Source organism: Streptomyces sp. NBC_00203, from assembly GCF_045206325.1.
GTDB lineage: Bacteria > Actinomycetota > Actinomycetes > Streptomycetales > Streptomycetaceae > Streptomyces > Streptomyces lutosisoli.
The window spans coordinates 6299130-6320147 of sequence record NZ_CP108126.1 but is presented as its reverse complement, the minus strand read 5'-3'; the positions used below and the strand labels follow the sequence as shown (position 1 = coordinate 6320147).

Genomic DNA, 21018 nt, shown 5'->3' with positions numbered 1-21018 from the left:
TGAGCCGTTCCGAGCCGTCCTACGCCGTTCTGAGCCGTTCCGAGCCGGAAGAAGGAACCCCATGTCCACCGACGCCATGACGCGTCCCACGTACGGAAACTGGCGCAGGCCCCGCCGTCCCGGCCTCGGCCCGCTGGGTCTGCTCGGCACCGTCGTCGCCTTCGGCGGACTCCTGGTGGCGCTGCTGGCCTCGCTGGTCTCGTTGGCGGCCGCGATCGTCGTGCTGGTGCCGGTCGGGCTCTTCCTCGCCCCGCTGGCGCTGCGCACGGTCGACGGCCGCAACGTCTACCAGGTCCTCGCGCTCCGTATCGGCTGGATGAAGCGGAAGTCGAGCGGCTCGCACACCTACGTCTCCGGGCCGCTGTCCAAGCGCCCCGGTGGCCGTTTCCAGCCGCCAGGACTGCTCGCGCGCACCAAGATGTACGAGGGCCGCGACGCCTACAACCGTACGTTCGGCGTGCTGCACCACCCGGGCCGCGGCCTGTACACGGTGGTCCTGGCCTGCGAGCCGGACGGCGGTTCGCTGGTCGACCCCGAGCAGGTCGACATCTGGGTGGCGTCCTGGGGCGACTGGCTCGCGCGTCTCTCGCACGAGCCGGGCCTGCGCGGCGCCCAGGTGGTCGTCGAGACCGCCCCGGACACGGGTACGCGGCTGGCGTCCGAGGTACTTCCGCGCATCGCCCCGGACGCCCCGGCCGCGGCCCGCGCCGTGATGGAGGAGGTCGTCGCGCGCTATCCGTCGGCGTCCTCGGAGATGCACACGTACATCGCGTTGACGTACGGCCCGACGGGCGGCCCCAAGCGCAACGTCGACGACATCATCACCGACCTGTCGATGCGGCTGCCGGGCCTGCTGTCCGGGCTGGTCGCGGCGGGCGGCGGCTCCGCCTATCCGCTCGCGGCGGACCGGCTCGCCGAGATCGTGCGGGTCGCCTACGACCCGGCGATCGCCCCGGACGTGCTCAGCGCCCGCGCCGAGCACGCGACCACCGGCCTGGAGTGGGACGACGCCGGCCCCGCGGCCGCCGTCGAGACCGTCACCTCGTACAAGCACGACTCGGGTGTCTCGCGCACCTGGATGCTGACGCTCGCGCCGCGCGGCACGGTCCGCTCCAGCGTTCTGCGCGGCCTGCTCGAACCCGCGTCGGGCACCCGGCGCAAGCGGGTCTCCCTCATCTACCGCCCCATCGACCCGGCGACCTCCGCCCGCATCGTGGAGTCCGACCGCCGTACCGCGCACTTCATGGCGGGCTCGCGGCGCGGTCTCGTCCAGGCGCGGGCCAGTTCGGAGATGCAGGCCGCCGAGCAGACGGCGGCCGAGGAGGCGGCGGGCGCCGGGCTCGTGGAGTTCTCCCTCATGGTGACGGTCACCGTCGACGACGAGGAGCAGCTGCAGGACGCGGGCATCGCCGTGCGCAACCTCCAGGCGTCGTCCCGCATCCTGATGCGCCCCGCGGACCGGATGCAGGCCTCGGCCTTCACCTGCACGCTGCCGGTCGGCCTGCTGCCGTGGGAGCACACCCTCGTTCCGTACCAGATCAGGGAGGCGCTGTGAGCGCGTCGAAGTCCGCGATGTCCGTGCCGCCCATGCCGTCCGTGCCGCCGCGCGGCTGGTACGGGCCCGGCGGCGGGCAGGTCGGGCATCTGGACCCGCCCTCGATGTGGCGCGCGACCACGGTCCAGGCGTGCGGCCTCTGGCCCTTCGCGGCGGGCTCCGGGGCGCCCATGACCGGGGTCCCGCTCGGCCAGCACCTGCACACCGGAGCGACGGTCTGCGGCGACCCCATCTCCTGGTTCACCCGCGCCCGTTACATCTCCAACCCGTCCCTGTTCATGCTCGGCATGCCGGGCCTGGGCAAGTCGACGCTGGTCAACCGCATGCTGATCGGCATGGCGGCGACGGGCATCACTCCGCTGGTGCTCGGCGACCTCAAGCCCGACTACGCCGACACCGTACGGGCGCTGGGCGGCCAGGTGATCTCGATCGGCCGGGGCGTCGGAGGCATCAACGTCCTCGACCCGGGCGCGATGGGTGAGGCGGCGGTACGGATCGGGGGCGAGCGGGGCCGCATCCTCGCGGCGGAGGCCCACGGCCGCGTCCTGAACATGGTCGCGGCGCTCATCACCATCGTCCGCGGCCGCCCGATGGACGACCACGAGCAGTCGGTGCTGTCCGCGTGCCTGCACCATCTCGCAGAGCGTACGAAGCCGGGGCGGGCGCCATTGCTGCCGGATCTGCTGAAGGTGCTGGACGAGGGGCCGGACCGGGTCAGGGCGGTGACGCTCGACCGCGGCAACGAGGCCCGCTACCAGGAGGCGGTTGATCCGCTGCACCGCTCGCTGCTGGGTGTGCTGGACGGGCCGCTCGGCGACACGTTCGCGTCCGAGACATCGACCCGGATCGACCCCGCCTCTCCGGCGGTCTGCGTGGACATCTCCCGTATCGGCGAGGCGGACACCCAGCTGACCGCCGCCGCGATGCTCGCCGCGTGGTCGGACGGGCTCGGCACGGTGGCCGCCGCGCACGCGCTCGCGGACGCCGGGCTCGCTCCGCAGCGGTGGTTCTTCACCGTGCTCGACGAGCTGTGGCGTCCGCTGCGGGCGGCCTCCGGCATTGTCGAGCGGATCGATGCGCTGACGCGGCTGAACCGTTCGCTCGGCCTGGGCGACGCGAAGATCACTCACACCCTGAAGGACGCCGAGGCCTTGGGGAGTGAGGCGGACCGGGCCAAGGCGCGCGGGTTCGTCGAGCGGGCGGGAATGGTCGTCTGCGCCGGGCTTCCCCGTCAGGAAATGAAGGAACTCGGCGAGATCGTGGGCATGTCCGAGCGGGAGATCGAACTGGTGTCGTCCTGGTCGTCGCCGCCGGGTTGGGCGAGCACGGGCGGGAACGAGGAGCCGCCGGGGCGCGGCCGCTTCCTCATCAAGGTGGGCGGGCGTCCTGGTATCCCGATCAAGGTCGCCATCACCGATACGGAGCGGGCGCTGCACAACACGAACACCCGCTGGTCGGAGGCGGGCAAGCCGTCGCTCTCCAAGCGGGAGGGTGGGGTGCGGTGACGTCGCCCGGGTTGTGTGCCGTCTGCGGGTGGGTGGGGGCTGGTCTAAAAGATCGCGCAGTTCCCCGCGCCCCTTAAGGGGCGCGGGGAACTGCGCGAGCAACCCCCACCACCCCGCAGACGACACACAGCCCAGGGAGTCTGGGGGCGCAGCCCCCAGGGATGGGACGGGTAGGGGCGGCGGGGGCGATGAACATCGGACGGGGGAACGGGAATGAGTGGCACGCGTAAGAGTTCGCACAGCGGGGAGGACCTGCTGCCCTGGATCGTGCCGGGCGCAGCCTTCCTCATCGGCACCCTGTTCTTCGGGGCATGGCTGGGCGGAACCGTCGGCGCGGCGGCGAGCGGTGCGGGATGGGACCCGCCGCCGTTCGGGCTGTCGACCCTGTCGACGCTGGTCAAGGAGGGGCCGAGCGCGGTGTGGCCCACGGCGTCGGCGGAGGCGGTCGAGGCCGGCATGGCAGGCGTGTTCGGCACGGTCGTCGCCGTCATCGTCGTACTGATCGCCCTCGTACGGCGCCGGATCGCCAGGCCCACCGGCCTCGCGGGCCGCAAGGAACTGGCCGGCCTCCTCCCCAAGGGCGCCGCGCAACGGGCCCGCCAACTCAGGCCGTCGCTCGCCAAGCTGGGCAAGGTCACCGCGGACGACACCGGGAACCTGCTCGGCAACCTGGAGCCGAACGGCCCGGAGCTGCGGTCCAGTTACGAGGACGTCGAGCTGGACCTCATGGCGCCCCGCGCGGGCAAGTCCACCAGCATCGCCGTACCGCGCGTACTGCGGGCCCGGGGCAGCGTGCTGCTGACGTCGAACAAGGCGGACGTGTACGCCGTGACGCGCGCGGAGCGCGAACGCGTGGGGCGGGTCTGGACGTTCGACCCCCAGGGCATCGCCCACACGCCCCGCGCCCTGTGGTGGGACATGCTCGCCGACGCCGCCACGATCGAGGGCGCCCGCCGCCTGGCGGGCCACTTCGTCGGCGCGGTGAACGACGACGCGTCGAAGCGCGACTTCTGGATCTCGGCCGCGCAGAACACCCTCACGGCGCTCTTCCACGCGGCGTACCGCGGCAAGCAGCAGATCGGCGAGGTGCTCGCATGGCTGGCCGACCCGGCCGACCGGACCCCCGTCGACCTGCTGCGGGACGCCGGAATGGCGGCCCTCGCGGACCAGCTCCAGGGCACCATGCAGGGCGCCGTGGAGACCCGCGACGGAATCTACGAGACGGCCCGCCAGTGCGTGGCCTGTCTGCTCGACCCCGCCATCGCGGCCTGGGTGACCCCGGACCCCGACCTGCCGCAGTTCTTCCCGGAGCGGCACGTCCTGTCCACCGACACGCTGTACCTCCTCTCCAAGGACGGCGGCGGCTCGGCGGCCGGTGTCATCGCGGCGGCCGCGGACTCCGTACTGCGTGCGGGAGTCGTCGCCGCCGAGCGGATGGGCGGGCGGCTCGATCCGCCGATGACGGCGGTGCTCGACGAGGCGGCCAACGTCTGCCGGATCTCCGATCTCCCGGATCTGTACTCGCACTTCGGCTCGCGCGGCATCAACATCGTCACGCTGCTGCAGAGTTACCGGCAGGGCGCGCGGGTGTGGGGCGAGGCCGGTATGGACGCCCTGTGGGGAGCCGCCACCATCAAGCTGCTCGGCGCGGGCCTGGACGACGCGGACTTCGTGGAGAAGATCTCCCGGCTGGTCGGCGAGCACGACGTGTCGACGGTGAGCTGGTCCAAGAGCAAGGACGGGCGGTCCCGTTCGACCTCGTACCGCCTGGAGCGCATCCTGCCCGCCGACCGCATCCGCGCCCTGCCCAAGGGCACCGCACTGCTCCTCGCCACCGGCATCAAGCCCGCGCTGGTCAGACTGCGCCCCTGGTACGCCGAACCCGGCGCCGACCGGATCGCGACCGCGGCGCAGACCGAGGTCAAGGCCATCACCGCCCGCGCCGTCGAAGGGATCACCCGATGACCACCGCCACCGAGCCCGAGCAGGTCCAGCAGGAAGCGCCCGCCGCCCCGCCGTTCATCCTCTACCTCGACGGCCAGGAGTACGCCGAGGAGATGAGCGGCCTGGCCGTCTGGGTGTCCGACCTGCTCCTGCCCGTCTACGGCCGTGAGGTCACCTCCCAGCAGCCGTGGTGTCCGCGCTGGTGGGAACACCTGGAGGCGGTCGCCCGGCTGCACGGCCTGTGGCTGGCCTGGCAGGAGCTCACGGACCCGGCGGCGGGCGCGTCCGGCCCCGCCGTCTGGCATCGCGACCATGTCGGGCCCGTGCTCGCGGAACTCCGGTCGCCCAGCGGGCCGTTCGCGGGCTGCAAGGCGGGCAGCCACCGGGCGAAGGCGGCGCCAACGGCCGAACCGTACGACACCGGGCGCGCTGTCTAGGCCTACGGCGAGTCCCCTTCCCACCCCTCCCCCCAACAAGGAGGAACCACCTCTCATGACCGACATCCCCCGCGTCGCCCCCACCGGCGACCCGACCACCACCCCCTCCCTCCGCGCCTACTTAGGGCTCTACGCCACCGGACTGGTCGCGCGCGAGCAGATGATCGCCACCGTGGCTTCCTGGCCCTTCGAGGCCGAGGAGGAGGTGGACGAGGGGCACACCGAGCCGAGCCACCAGGACAACACGATGCTGGTGGTGGCCTCGGCCCGCCTGCTCGGACAGCTGACGCGCGAGGACGTGGAGGAGATCCAGCGCCGCATCGACCGGGCGGACCGGACGGGCCGGACCGGCCGGAAGGGGCGGCGGTCATGACATCCGACCACGGGCCGGAGACCGGACTCGCACCCGAATACCGCACTCTGTACCGGGAGTTGCAGGGCCGCATTTCCTTCGGCGGCGATCTGGGACCCAGTGACCGGGACACCTTCGGGCAGTTCCGGGATGGAGTGCTCTGGACCCCTGAGCGCGAACGCATGCACGCCGCGATCCTCGACGACTTCAAGTCCCGCTGCGAGGGGCTGCCCCGCGACGGCCACGCGGCCATGTTCACCGCGGGCGCGCCCGGCTCGGGCAAGGGCGGCGCACTGCGCGGGCTGGCCGAATGGCAGGGCCAGGACAGCGAGTTGGGGCGCTCGCTGGCCGAGGTGCACGGTGTCGACGTACGCGATTACGTGGTCCTCGATCCCGATGAGCTCAAGGTGGCCATCTTCGAGCACGGGGGCGCTCCTCAGCTGGACCCGCAGGCCCGCGAGTTGCCGGACGGCCGACAGGTCTCACCGTCCGAGATGGCCTCGCTCACCCACCGGGAATCGGCGTACCTCCTGGGCGTCGTCGAGCAGTGGGCCAGGTCCGAGGGCCACAACCTCCTCTACGACACCGCCCTGCGTGACGGGGACCGGACCGGGAAGCTCCTCGAAGACCTGCGCCAGGACGGCTACGACAAGCGCGTCCTGCTGTCGGTCGAGGTGCCTGTCGAGCAGTGCCTGGCCCAGAACGCGAACCGCTGGCAGCAGGGACGCGCCGAGTTCGACGCGGGCCGCGACTGGTACGGCGGGCGCATGGCTCCCGAAGGCCTGATCAAGGACATCTACGCGCAGAGCGGTTCGGGGCGCGGCTTCTCCATCGGGCGGGAGAACGCGGAGAAACTGGTGGAGAGCAGACTCGCGACGGGGCTGATCACGTCCGAGCGGGGGAACTTCGGCGTACCGACGGCAACGGGTGCGCCCACCACCGGTCAGGCCACCGGTCAGGGGCCGGCCGTCCGCACGGGCGGCCCCGTCGAGGCGTCACCGGCCTTCCAGCAGAACGACGCCACCATCCGTACGGCCGCCGCGAGCAGGATCCGCTCCGGCTCGGGTACGGCCGCCGTCGCGGGCGCCGCCACCAACAACGCCGCGCCCGCGACGGCACCGCGCGTTCCCCGGCCGGCTCAAGTACAGGGCGGGGGCGGCGGACCCGCGAGGTGAGCGGCCCTGGGACCCAGAAATCCCAGGGTGCTGAGACCAGGGTGCTGAAAACAGGGAAATTCGAGAAGTGAGCGGAGGCAGGACCGACATGCGGTGGACCGTCCACGGCGAGCACACACTCCAGGACACGCCATGGGTGCGGCTGCGCTCACTGGACGTCGAACGGCCCGACGGCACCCGCGGCGACTACCACGTCGTACGCCTGCGGGACCTCGCCGTGACGGCGGCCGTCGACGACCGCCGGCGGGTCCTGATGATGTGGCGCCACCGCTTCGTCACGGACACCTGGGCCTGGGAGCTGCCCATGGGACTGGTCGAGGACGGCGAGCGGCCCGTCGAGGCCGCCGCACGGGAACTGGAGGAGGAGACGGGATGGCGCCCGGAATCGATGCGGGAGCTGATGTACGCGCAGCCGGCGAACGGGATCACCGACTCCCAGCACTTCGTGTTCCGCGCGGACGGGGCGACACGGATCGGCGAGCCCACCGAGCGCAACGAGTCCGACCGGCTGGAGTGGATCCCGCTGGCCGCGATTCCCGGGATGATCGCCCGCCGGGAGATCGTGAGCAGCGCGACGCTGGTCGGGGTCATGGCCCTGCTGCTGGAGCAGGGTGCGTGGGCGACGCTGCTGGGTGCCTGACCGGGTGGCCCCGGGAGCGCCCTCAGCCCTGCGCCACTCAGCCCTGCGGCGGGCTGAACCGGTCGATGTCCGCGAGGATCTTCCGCTTCAGCTCCAGCGCCGCGTCGATCTCCTTGCGCGTGAACCGCGTCGGGTCCTTGGCGTACACCTCGCGCCCGCGCTCGGAGGTGAACCGCTCCTCGGGGATGCGGTCGGCGCCTTCCGGAAGGAACTTGGCGACCTCTTCGAACGCGGCGATCGCGTACGCGGTGGCCGGACGGATCTCGCGGTGCTCGGCGAGCGGTGTGTTCAGCAGCCGCAGCCCCGACTCGGTCGACACCCGGTCGCCGATCCACACGAACTCGCCCGGGTCGATGATCCGCGAGGGCTCCGGGCCGCCGAACACCGGGGGCGCGGGCGGCTGTTCGCCGGCGAGCGCGAACTCGAACGAGCGCGTACGACCGCACTGCGGGCACACGCCCTCGTACACGGTGACCAGGACCCCGTCCCGGTCCTCCAGGCGGTGCTGCCGATCGAACTCCTCCGCGCCGCACACACAGGCGTGGAGGTCCATGTAGAGGTGCGCTTCCTGCAAGGAACGAGCGATCAACATGTCATGATCCTACGGGAATCAAGACGCTGGACGGGGGAACGTCAGTGAACGTGAGCACCGACGAAAGACGGCTGCTCGCCGAGGCCGAGGCGGCGTTGCCCGCCGTGCTGCGCGACCTGTACGCCGACCGGCTGCGCGGCGGAGACCTCGTCGAAGAAGGCGGGCGGCGCTTCTTCGCGCTGAACGACACCGCGGGCAAGCGGCTGGAGCTGCGCCTGGACACGGCCCCGCTGCCCGAGGGGAGCCTGTCGCGGACCTTCACCAACACCACGTACGACCGCTATGTGATGCAGCTCTCCGACCGGCTGCCGCCCGAGCGGCTCGGCCAGGTGCTGAGCCGCGAGGTCGGCGAACTGCTCGCCGTACGCGACCGGGCCGCCGTGAACGGCACGGCGCCGCGGGAGAACCTGCTGGCGAGCGGCGCCACGCTGCCCGCGCGTCCGCGGCTGTCCGAGGAGGACCTGGGCCGGGTCGGCGAGTTCAACTACCTGGCGACGCGCATGAACGACGCGTCGGCCGGCGCCCCCGAGCGCCGGGAGGCCCACGACCGGTTCTCCGCACTGATCGACGAATCGGGTCTGCGGCCCGTCTCCCCGGCCCACGACACCGCCGCGCACTCCGTCGAGCAGTACACGGCGAACGTACGACTGGACATCGCACGCCCCCATCTGCGGGAACCGGCACGTGACGCGATGGCCGAACTCGCCGTGCCCATCGAGCGGTTGGGGGCCGAGGACGCCCGGGCACTGGGCGAAGCGCGTGCGCAGGCACAGGCACAGGCGCGGGGCACTCAGGTGTCCGCGCTGGGTGCGAACCCGTCGTTCCCCATGCCCGGTCTGCGCGCCGACGGGACGCCGATCCCCCGCGAGGAGCTGGCGCGGGCCGCCGCAGAGGTGGCCGAGCAGCGCACCGCGCTCAGCGGCCGGACGCTGGACGCGCTGCGCGCGGAGCAGGCCACCCTGCCCGAGGGCCGGTATCCGCAGCGCCAGATCATGATCGGCGGCGGTGCCGCGCTCGCCGGGCGCGATCCCGACGTCCTGCTGGTGGACGCGCGGGGGCGGTGGCACGTGGACCCCATCGAGGCGATCGTGCAGTCCGCCGACCAGGTGCGGCATCTGCGGCAGAGCGGCATGGGCGACCCGTACCAGTTCGCCGACCCCCAGCAGCGGGTGCCGTTGCCGGCGTTGCAGCTCTGGGAGGACACCGCGGCGGCCCGCGGCCCTCTCGTGGACGGGCGCGCCGGGCTCGGTATCGGCGCGGAGGGCCGGCTGATCGCCGAGATCACCCCGGCCGACGGCTCGTCCCCGGTCAAGGTCGAGGTGCAGGGGTCCCCGCTCGTCGCCACCGGTATCCCGCCCGAGATCATCCCCGGGGCCAACCGCCAGGTGCCGACCGTGCCGGAGGCCACCGGCGTCCTCGCGGAGCACCTCACCGCGGCGGGTACGCCGGAGGCACTGCGGGCGCGCGACCAGTTGCTCTCGCTGCCCGCGGGCGAGGGCCGCGCCGCGGCGTCGCTCGACGCGCTCGCCGACCCCCGGGTCGCCGACGCCCTCCGCTCCGCCGGCGACCCGCGGGTGACCGGGGCCGCCGAGACCCTCCGGGCGACCGCGGCCTGGGAACGGGCCGTCGCCGCCGCGCCGGGCCGCGTGCTCATGGGCGACGAGGTCGGCGACGGCGACTACAACCCGCGGGCGGCGAACGAGTGGGTGATCGCCGGGGTCGGTGGCGCGGCCATCGCCAACGCGGAGATCATCCTCCAGGCCAACCCGGACGCGAAGGTGTCCATGGTCGGCAAGGACGCGCCGTTCGTGCTCAAGAACGACGCCCAGTACACGGCGCTGCGGCGCGCGCACGACGCCGAGCACGGCGGTGACGGGCGCCTGGTGACCTACTCCGACCGGCGCCTCGGCGAGGTCGGGACGGTGACGGCGCCCGACGGCCAGGTGCGTGTCGCGGCCCTCGACGACCAGGGCCGCTCGCTCGGCATCGAAGGGGACGCGTACGTCGCCTGCCTCGGCCGCGTCTCCCGGCTCCCGCACGCCCTCGACTCCGTCGAGTCCTGGGCGCGCGAGTCGGGCGGCCAGGTCCGCGGCGAGCTTCTCTTCGACAAGGACCGCCAGTACCTGGGCTACCGCCTGGAGTTCGAGGCGGCCGGCCAGAAGCAGACGGTCGACGTGACCGGCGCGGCCTCCCGCATGCTCCCCGGCAACGTCTTCTCCCAGGACGACATGGCCCGCCTGACCGCCCTCGACCCCAAGACGGCCCCGGCGGAGAGCGGCAACGTCTCGGCCGGCTTCATGGCGACCGCTCTACAGGGCTCCCACCTGGCCAGACACCGCGCGGCGGAGGGCGGCCCGGGGGGTCCGAGCACGACACCGGCCTCACCTAACCCGACGCCTACGGGGCCCGCAGCGACGGGGCGCGCACCGACGGGTCCGGCTTCGGCCGGCCCCACGCCGGCCGGTTCGACACCGACCGGTCCCACGCCGGCCGGTTCGACGACGGCCGCCCCCGCGACGGGCGCCCCGGCGACGCCCGGCTCCGGCAACCCCATCGCAAGCGCCGCCCGCCGCCAGTCCGCCCGGGGTTCGGCCACCCCCGGCGGCCCTGTCTCCGGCTCGGCGCCCGGACCCGCCACACCCGGGCAGCCCCCGCGTATCGCTCGGCCCCCGCAGCCGGGCGGCGGGGGTGGCGCGCCCGGGCGGTGACCCCGCACACGCGCCGCGAGGTGACCCGCTGGACGACTGCATGCGTACGCATATATTGTTTGCGCATGTAGTCGCCGTACGCCGTATATTCAAGGGGGACCCATGACCCGCCACTTCCTGTTCGTACTCGGCAGCAGCCGCCCCGACGGAAACTCCGAACTGCTGGCCCGCAAGGCCGCGGAACAGCTACCCGCAGACGTCGAGCAGCACTGGCTGAGCCTCGCCGCGCACCCGTTGCCCGACTTCGAGGACCTGCGCCACGACAGCGACCACGCCCGCCCGACCGAGGGCAACGAGGGCCTGCTGCTGGACGCGACGCTCGCGGCGACGGACATCGTCATCGTCTCGCCGTTGTACTGGTACTCGGTGTCCGCCCAGACCAAGCGCTACCTCGACTACTGGTCGGGCTGGCTGCGCACCCCCGGCGTCGACTTCAAGGCCACGCTGGCGGGCCGTACCCTCTGGGGCGTCACCGCGATGGCGGACGAGGAGCCGGTGGTCGCCGACCCGCTGATCGGCACCCTCAACCACTCGGCCGCCTACATGGGCATGCGCTTCGGCGGGGTCCTGCTCGGCAACGGCAGCAAGCCCGGCGACGTACTGGACGACACCGAGGCTCTGGCGCGTGCGAAGACCTTCTTCGCACAGGAGCCGCCGCTCGCCCGCTTCCCGCACTAGGGGGCTTCCCCGGACGCGCCTACGCCGTGACGTCCTTCGTCGTGAAGCGCGCCCACGCCGCCGATCCGAACACCGCGGCGTAGAGCCCTTGCAGGCCGAGGTTGCGGACCAGGTCGTCCCAGTACACCGGGTCGCGCATGAGGTCGGCGAAGGACAGCCAGTAGTGGGAGAAGAAGTACGGCTGGAGGGCGTGCAGTTGGGGGATCTGGTCGAGGATCTGGATGGTGATGAGGAGCCCGACCGTCGTCGCCATCGCCGCGATACCGCTGTTCGTCATCGTGGAGATGAACAGGCCGAGCGCGGCGACGCCGATCAGTGACGCGGCGACGACCAGCGCGATGAGCAGGGCGCGTCCGAGTCCCTCGGTGAGGCCGATCCGGGTTCCGGAGATCGTCGTCAGCTCGCCCAGCGGGAACAGCAGCGCACCCACCGCCAGTGCCGAGGCCGCCACCACGAGGGTCGCGACCAGGCAGAACGTCATCGTGGTCGCGTACTTGGTGAGGAGGAGGCGGGTGCGGCCCGCGGGGGCGACCAGCAGATAGCGGAGCGTTCCGGCGTTCGCCTCGCCCGCTATCGCGTCGCCCGCGATGACGCCGATCGCCATCGGCAGGAAGAAAGGGAGCGTCGCGGCCAGCGCCGTGAACACCAGGAACAGGCCGTTGTTGGTGATCTGCGCAATGAACGCCGGCCCTTCGCCGCCACCACCACCGCCCGCCGTGGAGCCGTCGCTCGTCTCGATCTTGATGGCGACGCCGATGAGGATCGGTACGGCCGCGAGCACGGCGAGCAGCGCGATCGTCCGCCAGCGCCGGAAAGTGGTGACGAGCTCGCTGCGGAAGAGCCCGAACGTCCACAGCGGGCTGGGCGCGCGCCTGACCGCGGCATCCGGGAGGACCTCAAGGACCTGGACCTCAGCCCGCGACATCGAACCCCTCCCCCGTCAACGCCACGAACGCGTCCTCCAGCGAGGCCCGTTCGACCCCGAAGCCGCGGACGCGGACCCCGGCTGCCACCAACGCCGCGTTCACCTCGGCCAGTTCACGGTCCGGGGGTTCCCCGGTCACCCGCTCCTCCGCCACGACCACATCGGCCACACCCTGTTCCTTCAGGACGCGGGCCGCGTCCGCCGGGTCGGGCGTGGTCACCACGAGGCGGCCGCGCGCACCCGCCGCGAGGTCGGCCACCGGCCCCTGCGTGATGAGCCGCCCCTGCGCCATCACGGCCGCGTGCGTGCACACCTGCTCGATCTCGTCGAGCAGGTGCGAGGAGAGGAAGACGGTCGTGCCGTCGGAGGCCAGCTCCCTGACCAGGGAACGGATTTCCCGCATCCCCTGGGGGTCCAGGCCGTTCGTCGGCTCGTCCAGGACAAGCAGCCGGCGGGGCTGGAGCAGCGCGGCGGCCAGCCCCAGCCGCTGCTTCATGCCCAGGGAGTACGCCTTCGCCTTCTTGCCGGCCGCGGCGGTGAGGCCGACCCGGTCGAGGGAGGCCGCGACGCGCGTACGCCGGGTGCGCGGGTCGGCGGTCGGGTCGGCGGAGTCGTACCGGATGAGGTTGTCGCGCCCGGAGAGGAAGCCGTACAGGGCGGGGCCCTCGATCAGGGCGCCCACGTGCGGGAGCACGGCGCGGGTGGCCCGGGGCATGGGCTGCCCCAGGACGCGCGCCGTGCCCGAGGTCGGCTCGATCAGGCCCATCAGCATGCGGATGGTGGTGGTCTTGCCCGAGCCGTTCGGCCCGAGGAAGCCGAAGACGCTGCCCGCCGGGACGGTCAGGTCCAGGCCGTCGACGGCGAGCTGTCCGCCGCGGTAGCGCTTGGTGAGCGCACGGGTGGCGATCACGGTCTCCTCGACCGGCACGGACTCCCCGATCGGCACGGACTCCCCGACCGCCACCGTCTCCTCGACGGACACCGTGCCGGTGCCTCCCGTGTCGCCCGCCGAGTCACGCTCGGCGGCGGACAGCTCCTCCATGGGCTCCCTCGGTTCGGTCTGCCGGTACGGGACTTACTGGGCCGCGTTGGCCGCCTTCACCAGTGCGTCCTTGGTGACGGCACCGGCGTACACCTTGCCGTCGTCCGTGATCAGCGCGTTGACCAGGCGGGTCGAGTAGACCGTGCCCGAGCCGAACTTGCCGGTGACGTGGTCGCCGAGGGAGTCGAGGAAGCCGGAGACGTCGCTGTTGCCGGACGACGAGCCCGACGGTACGCCCTGGCCGCCCGTGTCGAACTCGGCGATGGAGTTCCAGCCCTTGCCGAGCGTCTTGAGGGCGTCGAGGCCGCCGAGGCCGCCCTTGGAGAAGTCCTCGCCGGGCTTCGGCGCGGACTCCGACGCCTTCTCGCCGCTGTCCCCCTCCGTGACCTTCGCGCCCTTCGGCGGAGTGAAGTCGAACGTCGACGCGGCCGGCTTGGCGAAGTCGACCTTGGTGAAGCCCGCGTCCACGACGGCCGCGCCGCCGCTCGCCGGGGTCAGCGTGAACTTCAGCGGCAGCCCCGTCTTCGCGTCCACCGCGACGGTTATCGCGCCGATCGTGGAGCCGGACTGCTTCGGCTTGATGAGCAGCTTGTACGCGTCACGGCCCGCGACCTGCGCGGTGCCGTCGACGGTCACGGAGGTCGTGTCGTCGACCGACTTCAGGGCCTCGTCGGTGAGTTCCCCGGGCGTGGCCGGAGCGTCCTGGGGCGCCTTCTCCTTCGTACTCTCGGGCTTGGTGGCCGTCGAGTGGTACACCTCGTTCGACTTGCTGTCGTACCCCCATACGTCGCTGCCGTTGTGGATGAGGCTGTACTCGGCGGCGCTGTCCAGGAGGGAGATCTTGGTCTTGTCCTGGCCGTCGGTGGCGACGCGCAGCGTGTGCGTGCCGGAAGCCAGTTCGAGGAGCTTGGACTGCGGGTCGGCGGAGGAGCCGCCGTCGCCCTTGGCCGCGCCGGACAGAAGGCCGCTCTCCAGGCCGCCCAGGCTGGGCAGTCCGAGATCGGTGCTGATCTTGACCGTGCCGGACAGCTGCTGGACGTCCGACTTGGCGATCTTCTCGATGAGTTGCTGCGCGGTGATCTTCGGCAGGTCGGGGTCACCGGAGTCGGCGAGCGCCGGGACGAGCCCGATGGTCGCCGCCGCCACCCCCACCACCGCGACCGGGACGACATAACGCGCGGCCTTGCGTCGGCCGGCGCGCACGTCCTCGGCCTCGTCGGCCTTCGTGCTGTCGTCGGATGCGTACGGTGCCATGTGTGCCTTACCTCCGTCGTCGGCGGCGGCTTACCGTCCCTGCACATTCCACCCCGAGCCGCCATTCTCACCCGAACCGGTGAGGAGTGGTGCTACCAATCTGACCAAATCGGCCCGTGAGAAGCGTCAGACCCCGGACTCAACTCCACGTACTCCTGCGGTATGACGTGAGAGGGCGGCGCCTCCCCTGACCCGTAAGGGTCGTTGTACGGGAAAGACGCCGCCCCTGCTCCAGCCGTGGCTCAGCGCTGCACGAACACGTAGTCCGCCTGGTACGGCACGCCCACGATCGTGCCCGGCGAGCAGGACCCGGCCGGGGCGACGCCGCCCACGGTGTTGAGGCGCAGGATCTCCTGCGTCCCGGCCAGCAGGCCGCGGTGCTTGCCGGACTGGGTGGCCTTGAGGTCGAGCTCGGGGATGTTCGTGGCGCCGTTCGGGGTCTTGGAGATCAGCGCGCCGGTGACCGCGCTGTGGTCGGGCGCGACCCACTGCGGCGTACCGGAGTTGGGCTTCACGAACGAGTGTGCGATGTGGCCGCCGAGCAGGGCCGCGACGTCGCGCTGCGCGAAGGCGTAGCCGCCGCCCTCGACCGCCTTGCACTCGTAGATCTGCTTGCCCTTGACGACCGAGGCCTGGAAGTTGTTCAGGGCGTTGCGGAAGTCGAAGGAGCCGGTCACCTTGTGGAGCTGGCCGCGGACGGCGCCGCCCGGGAACTCGGTGGTGTGCAGGTTGGCGTAGAAGGAACCGGGGTCGGTCTTCAGCGCGTCGAGCAGCGCCGCGTCCTCGACCTTGACGGTGCCGACGACGCTGTGGCCCTTGATCCTGTCGAGCAGCTTGGTGAAGTCGATCTTGACGCCGCCGTTGGTGCCCTTGGCGCCCTGGTGGATGTGGAGCAGGGTCGGCCTGCCGGTGCCGCGCCAGGTCACGGCGACGGACACCTTGCTTCCCTTGACCTTGATGAACTCCAGCGCCGCGCCGTCCTTGTCGCCGACGGCGGGGCCGCCCTGGACGGGCACCTCGTTGGCGCCGTTGAGGCTGGTGGCGAGAATGGTGCCGCCGCTGCCGCCCATGACGCCGCTCTGCGTGACGATGGTCTGGTCGTCGTGCGCGGAGTGGCTCATGCCGGCCATGCCGTTGCTCTTGCCGTGGCTGCCGCCGGCGGCGACCGCCGGGATGACGGCGGCCGCGACACCGGCCGCGGCGGCTACCGCGACACCGGTCAGGATCAGGCTCTTGCGACGCGTGGTGAACGTGGCGTTCGATCCCATGATTCTGTTTTCTCCCCGTATCTCAGCTGACACCCCCTGCGTCAGCTTCTGGGCATGAGTACGGAATGGATCTGATCCTGGACTCAATCCAAGCATGTGACCTGGATCACACCACCGACGCTGTGGGCGGCAGGTCAGCCGGCCCGGTGCACCACAGCGTCCACCAGCTCCATCAGCGAGGCCTTCGCATCGCACTCCGGCAGCGGAGCCAGCGCCGCACGCGCGTCCTCCGCGTACCGCACGGTGTCCCGGCGGGCCTGTTCGAGGGCGGGGTGGACCCGCAGCCGGGAGAGCGCCTCGGCGTGCCGGGCGTCGTCCGTCAGGTCGGAGTCGAGCAGCTCGCACAGCGCGATGTCCTCGGCGAGCCCGAGCCGCTCCACGCGCTCACGAAGACGGAGTACCGGCAGCGTGGGAATGCCCTCGCGCAGATCCGTGCCCGGCGTCTTCCCGGACTCGTGCGAGTCGGAGGCGATGTCCAGCACGTCGTCCGCGAGCTGGAAGGCGACGCCCAGCCGCTCCCCGTACTGCGTCAGCACGTCCACGACCGTCTCGTCGGCGCCCGACATCATCGCGCCGAACCGGCACGCGACGGCGACCAGCGAGCCGGTCTTGCCGCTCAGCACATCGAGGTAGTGGTCGACCGGGTCGCGCCCGTCGCGCGGACCGGCCGTCTCCAGGATCTGCCCCGTCACCAGCCGTTCGAACGCCTCGGCCTGGATCCGGACGGCCTCGGGCCCGAGGTCGGCCAGGATGTACGAGGCGCGCGCGAAAAGGAAGTCGCCGGTGAGGACGGCCACCGAGTTGCCCCAGCGGACGTTCGCGCTGGGCACCCCGCGCCGCACCTCGGCCTCGTCCATCACGTCGTCGTGGTACAGCGTGGCGAGATGGGTCAGCTCGACGACCACCGCCGAGGGCACGACACCCGGCGCGTAGGGGTCACCGAACTGCGCGGCGAGCATCACGAGCAGCGGCCTGAACCGCTTCCCGCCTGCCCGCACGAGGTGTTGGGCGGCTCCCGTGATGAAGGGGACCTCACTCTTGGTGGCTTCGAGCAAACCCTCCTCGACAGCCGCCAATCCGGCCTGGACATCGGCTTCGAGAGCCTGGTCCCGCACGCTCAGCCCGAACGGCCCGACGACGGTCACGAGAGGTTCTCCTGTCTGCTGACGATCACATGGCGAACTCGGTCGATCATTCGGTCGATGACACGGTTTGTCGATGTGTCGCTGCCATCACTCAAGTCAGCGTATCCGGTCACGTTTCGATCACCACGAGCGCCCACCGTCCCTCGCGCGACTTCGCTCCAGGGGGAGGTACCCCCCTACGCCCGGGCGGTATCGGATCACGGACGGTATGTTCTGGATCAGTTGATACGACATGATATGTACCGACTTGCGATGAGGCAGGCGCCCGTGGCCCGAAGCACCGTCGAAGCCGAGCCCGGCAGCCAGCCGCCGCCGGGTGACGACCACGCCTTCTTCGGCCAGCCCAGGGGCCTGCTGACCCTCTCCGGCCTGGAGGTCTGGGAACGCTTCTCGTTCCTCGGCATGCAGGCGATCCTGGTCCTCTACTTCGCCGACTCCGTCGCCCACGGCGGCCTGGGCATGGCCGCGGGCACCGCCGCGTCGGTGTCGGCGGCGTACGGAACGCTCGTCTACCTGGTCTCCGTCGCCGGCGGCTGGCTCGCCGACCGCATGCTCGGCTCGTACCGCGCGGTCCTGTGGGGCGGCATCCTGATCGCCTGCGGCCACTACTCCATGGCGGTACCCACGGCCACGATGACCTGGGTGGGCCTCGGCCTGATCAGCGCGGGCACCGGCCTGCTCAAGCCCAACGTCGCCACGATGGTCGGCAAGCTCTACCGCACCGACGACGACCGTCGCGACGCCGGCTTCGCCCTCTACTACATGGCGATCAACATCGGCGCCTTCGCGGGCCCTCTCATCACCGGCTGGCTCGGCGACCACAAGGGCTGGCACTGGGGTTTCTCGGCGGCCGCGATCGGCATGACGTTCGGCCTGATCCAGTATGTGATGGGCCGCCGTCACCTGGCCGGACGCAGACACACGGCGGAATTCGCCCTCACACCGGAAGGAATGCGCCGCGCCGTCCGGCTGATCGTCGCGGGCCTGCTGACGGTCGCCGTGCTCGCGGTGCTCCTCGCGGTCGGCGGCTGGCTGACGATGGGCCGTTTCGTCGATCTCCTCACCCTCGTCTCGGTGATCGCGCCGGTCGTCTACTTCACGGTGATGTTCACCAGCCCCCGGGTGACGCCCGAGGAGCGCGGCCGGCTGCGCCCGTACGTGGTCCTCTTCCTCGCCTCGACCGTCTTCAACTTCATCCTCTTCCAGGCGTACTCGACGATGATGCTGCTTGCCGCGTCGAACGCCGAGACGACGATCCTCGGCTTCGACTTCCCGGCGAGCTGGTACGCCTCCGCGCTCGGCGCCTTCGAGGTCGGCCTCGCCCCGGTCGTGGCCGCCCTCTGGGTCCGGATGGGCCACAGCCAGCCGCACGCCTCGAACAAGATTGCGATCGGCGTCGTACTCGGTGGTCTGTCCTTCCTCCTGATGGTGCTGCCGACCAGCGGCCACTCGAGCGACGACTACCTGATGTCGGCCTGGTGGATCGTCGGCTCGTACCTGCTCCTCGGCCTCGGCGACGTCCTCCTCGAAACCTCCGGCATGTCCGCCACCACCAAGCTCGCCCCGGTCGCCTTCTCCAGCCAGACGATGTCCCTCTGGTTCCTGTCCCTCGCGCTCGCCAACGGCATCCAGGCCCAGACGGTGAAGCTGTACGACGACGTCTCCAAGCCGGCGTACTTCGGCGTCAACGGGGCGATCGCGGTGGCGGCCGGCCTCGCCGTGATGGCGCTCGCCCCTTGGCTGCGCCGCACGATGCACCCCGTCCACTGAGGTGACACTCATGCACATCCGTACGTCCTTCCCCTACGAGACGACTCACGAGGACGTCCTCATCCCCCTTCCGGACGGCACCCGTCTGTACGCCCGGATCTGGCGCCCGCTGACCGACGAGCCCGTGCCCGCCCTCCTCGAATACCTCCCGTACCGCCTCACGGACTGGACCGCGCCCCGCGACTGGCAACGCCATCCCTGGTACGCGGGCCACGGCTACGCCTCCGTCCGCGTGGACGTCCGCGGTCACGGCAACTCGGAGGGCATGCCGACGGACGAGTACTCGCAGGTGGAGCTGGCCGACGGGGTGGAGGTCGTGGAATGGCTGGCCGCCCAGCCCTGGTGCAGCGGCAAGGTCGGCATGTTCGGCATCTCCTGGGGCGGCTTCAACTCCCTCCAGATCGCGGCCCTCGCGCCCGAGCCGCTCAAGGCGATCGTCACGGTCTGCTCGACGGACGACCGCTATGACAACGACGTGCACTACATGGGAGGTTCCGTCCTCGCCGTCGACATGCACGCCTGGGCGGCCACGATGCTCGCCTTCGTCTCCCGCCCGCCGGACCCGGTGCACGTGGGCGAGGTGATGTGGCGGGACATGTGGGTGAAGCGCCTGGAGGCGGTCGACCCGTTCGTCCACACCTGGCTGTCCCACCAGACCCGGGACGCGTACTGGCGCCACGGCAGCGCCTGCGAGGACTACGGCGCCATCCGCGCGGCGGTCCTGGCGGTCGGCGGCTGGCACGACCCGTACCGCGACACGGTGCTGCGCCTGGTCGAGAACCTGCCGCCCGACCGCGTACGAGGCCTGATCGGCCCCTGGTCGCACCAGTACCCGGACCGGGGCCTGCCACCGGGCCCGGCGATCGGCTTCCTCCAGGAGACCCTGCGCTGGTGGGACCACTGGCTCCGGGACAAGGACACCGGCGCCATGGCCACCCCCGTGCTCCGCTCGTACGTGATGGACGCGCACCCCCCGGCGACGACGTACCCGTCCCTGCCCGGCCGCTGGGTGGGTGACCCCGCCTGGCCCTCCCCCTCGGTGACCCCGGTCTCGTACGCGCTCCAGGGGGCGCCGGTCCTGGTCCGTTCCCCCCAGTACACGGGGGTGGACGCGGGCCGCTTCTTCCCCTTCGGGAACGACGCGGATCTGCCGCCGGACCAGCGGGAGGAGGACGCGAGATCAGCGTGCTTCGAGTTCGAAGTGCCGGAGGACACCTGGGTGTTGGGCCGCACCCGGGTCCGGCTGCGGCTGACGTCCTCGGCCCCCCGGGGCCAGGTGATCGCCCGCCTCTGCGACGTGGCCCCCGACGGAGCCTCGACGCTCGTCACCCGAGGTGTACTGAACCTGTCAGCGCGCTACGGCCGTGACCAGGCGGTTTCCTGGAAACCGGGCACTACGGAGGACGTGGTTTTCGACCTGAACGGCATCGGCTACGCGTTCCCTGCGGGCCACCGCATCCGCCTCTCCGTCTCCTCGGCGTACTGGCCCTGGATCTGGCCCCAGCCGGGCTCGGAGGCCGGCTTCACCCTGGACCCGGCGGGCAGCGCGCTGGAACTCCCGCTGCGGGCACGGGAGTCGGCACCCTCCCTCACGTTCGAGGAACCGGAGCAGTCCGAGCCCCTGGGAGTCGTCGTCCCCACGACGCTGGACGAACCCCGCCCGGAACGCCTGGTCGTCCGTGACGTGGCCGCCGGCACCTGGCGTCTGGAGGTGGACCCGCGCTACGGCGGCACGCGCGTGTACCCCGACGGTCTCGAATTCACCGAGGACGCGCTGGAGACGTACACGATCGACGCCTCCGATCCCCTGTCGGCCCGCGCCCGCTCGACCTGGTCGGTCCGCCTCCACCGACCGGACCTGCCGTGGGACGCGCGGGTGTCCACGACGTCCGAGATCACCTGCGACGCCGAGGACTTCATCACCTCCAACGAGGTGATCTGCAAGGACGGCGACGAGGTGGTCTTCCACCGGACATGGGAGAGGAGAATCCCCCGAACCGCGGGCTAGAGGCCCGGGGGCGCCATAGG

The 21018-nt window shown here is 71.6% G+C and carries 17 protein-coding genes; 11 read left to right on the top strand and 6 right to left on the bottom strand.

Annotated features, from left to right (window positions below; translation table 11 throughout):
* Nucleotides 1-61 precede the first annotated feature (61 nt).
* The 7 genes from OG975_RS28300 to OG975_RS28270 all read left to right on the top strand — a co-directional run bounded on the left by OG975_RS28300 (nucleotide 62) and on the right by OG975_RS28270 (nucleotide 7608).
* Entirely contained in the window at nucleotides 62-1555 is a 1494-nt protein-coding gene (locus OG975_RS28300; protein WP_406332204.1) for an SCO6880 family protein, read from the top strand.
* Nucleotides 1556-1572: 17 nt separating this feature from the next.
* Entirely contained in the window at nucleotides 1573-3060 is a 1488-nt protein-coding gene (locus tag OG975_RS28295; RefSeq protein ID WP_406336506.1) for an ATP/GTP-binding protein, read from the top strand.
* Between the two features lie 213 nt (nucleotides 3061-3273).
* Nucleotides 3274-5025, top strand: a complete 1752-nt coding sequence (locus OG975_RS28290; protein WP_406332202.1) for a TraM recognition domain-containing protein — start codon at nucleotides 3274-3276, stop codon at nucleotides 5023-5025.
* A complete protein-coding gene (locus OG975_RS28285; protein WP_406332201.1) occupies nucleotides 5022-5441 on the top strand; it encodes a DUF4913 domain-containing protein in 420 nt (139 codons plus the stop codon). The genes OG975_RS28290 and OG975_RS28285 overlap by 4 nt, the downstream gene beginning before the upstream one ends.
* Before the next feature lie 55 nt (nucleotides 5442-5496).
* Complete coding sequence (locus OG975_RS28280; protein ID WP_406332200.1) at nucleotides 5497-5814, top strand: hypothetical protein; 318 nt, start codon at nucleotides 5497-5499, stop codon at nucleotides 5812-5814.
* Complete coding sequence (locus tag OG975_RS28275; protein WP_406332199.1) at nucleotides 5811-6968, top strand: zeta toxin family protein; 1158 nt, start codon at nucleotides 5811-5813, stop codon at nucleotides 6966-6968. The genes OG975_RS28280 and OG975_RS28275 overlap by 4 nt, the downstream gene beginning before the upstream one ends.
* A gap of 88 nt (nucleotides 6969-7056) precedes the next feature.
* On the top strand, nucleotides 7057-7608 hold the full coding sequence (locus tag OG975_RS28270) for an NUDIX domain-containing protein (RefSeq protein ID WP_406336505.1): 552 nt from the start codon (nucleotides 7057-7059) through the stop codon (nucleotides 7606-7608).
* Between the two features lie 37 nt (nucleotides 7609-7645).
* Here OG975_RS28270 and OG975_RS28265 read toward each other — a convergent pair whose 3' ends face one another.
* A complete protein-coding gene (locus tag OG975_RS28265; protein ID WP_406332198.1) occupies nucleotides 7646-8200 on the bottom strand; it encodes a hypothetical protein in 555 nt (184 codons plus the stop codon).
* A 50-nt stretch (nucleotides 8201-8250) separates the two neighbouring features.
* Here OG975_RS28265 and OG975_RS28260 point away from each other — a divergent pair, with 50 nt between their 5' ends.
* Together OG975_RS28260 and OG975_RS28255 are read left to right on the top strand one after the other, a co-directional pair.
* Entirely contained in the window at nucleotides 8251-10908 is a 2658-nt protein-coding gene (locus OG975_RS28260; RefSeq protein WP_406332197.1) for a hypothetical protein, read from the top strand.
* A 102-nt stretch (nucleotides 10909-11010) separates the two neighbouring features.
* On the top strand, nucleotides 11011-11586 hold the full coding sequence (locus OG975_RS28255) for a flavodoxin family protein (RefSeq protein ID WP_406332196.1): 576 nt from the start codon (nucleotides 11011-11013) through the stop codon (nucleotides 11584-11586).
* A 19-nt stretch (nucleotides 11587-11605) separates the two neighbouring features.
* On the opposite strand, the gene OG975_RS28250 is transcribed toward OG975_RS28255, so the two are convergent.
* The 5 genes from OG975_RS28250 to OG975_RS28230 form a co-directional block, all read right to left on the bottom strand.
* Nucleotides 11606-12511 (bottom strand): ABC transporter permease, encoded by a 906-nt coding sequence (locus OG975_RS28250; RefSeq protein ID WP_406332195.1) that lies wholly within the window; start codon nucleotides 12509-12511, stop codon nucleotides 11606-11608.
* The gene (locus OG975_RS28245) at nucleotides 12498-13553 is read right to left on the bottom strand and encodes an ABC transporter ATP-binding protein (RefSeq protein ID WP_406332193.1); all 1056 of its coding nucleotides are present in this window, start codon (nucleotides 13551-13553) and stop codon (nucleotides 12498-12500) included. The genes OG975_RS28250 and OG975_RS28245 overlap by 14 nt, the downstream gene beginning before the upstream one ends.
* 33 nt (nucleotides 13554-13586) lie before the next feature.
* Nucleotides 13587-14807, bottom strand: a complete 1221-nt coding sequence (locus tag OG975_RS28240) for a LolA family protein (RefSeq protein WP_406332192.1) — start codon at nucleotides 14805-14807, stop codon at nucleotides 13587-13589.
* Between the two features lie 242 nt (nucleotides 14808-15049).
* Entirely contained in the window at nucleotides 15050-16075 is a 1026-nt protein-coding gene (locus tag OG975_RS28235) for a CHRD domain-containing protein (RefSeq protein WP_406332191.1), read from the bottom strand.
* Nucleotides 16076-16209: 134 nt separating this feature from the next.
* The gene (locus OG975_RS28230) at nucleotides 16210-17220 is read right to left on the bottom strand and encodes a polyprenyl synthetase family protein (protein WP_406332190.1); all 1011 of its coding nucleotides are present in this window, start codon (nucleotides 17218-17220) and stop codon (nucleotides 16210-16212) included.
* 252 nt (nucleotides 17221-17472) lie between these two features.
* On the opposite strand from OG975_RS28230, the gene OG975_RS28225 reads away from it, so the two are divergent.
* Complete coding sequence (locus OG975_RS28225) at nucleotides 17473-18990, top strand: peptide MFS transporter (protein ID WP_406332188.1); 1518 nt, start codon at nucleotides 17473-17475, stop codon at nucleotides 18988-18990.
* 10 nt (nucleotides 18991-19000) lie between these two features.
* On the top strand, nucleotides 19001-20998 hold the full coding sequence (locus OG975_RS28220) for a CocE/NonD family hydrolase (protein WP_406332187.1): 1998 nt from the start codon (nucleotides 19001-19003) through the stop codon (nucleotides 20996-20998).
* The last annotated feature ends 20 nt before the right edge of the window (nucleotides 20999-21018 follow it).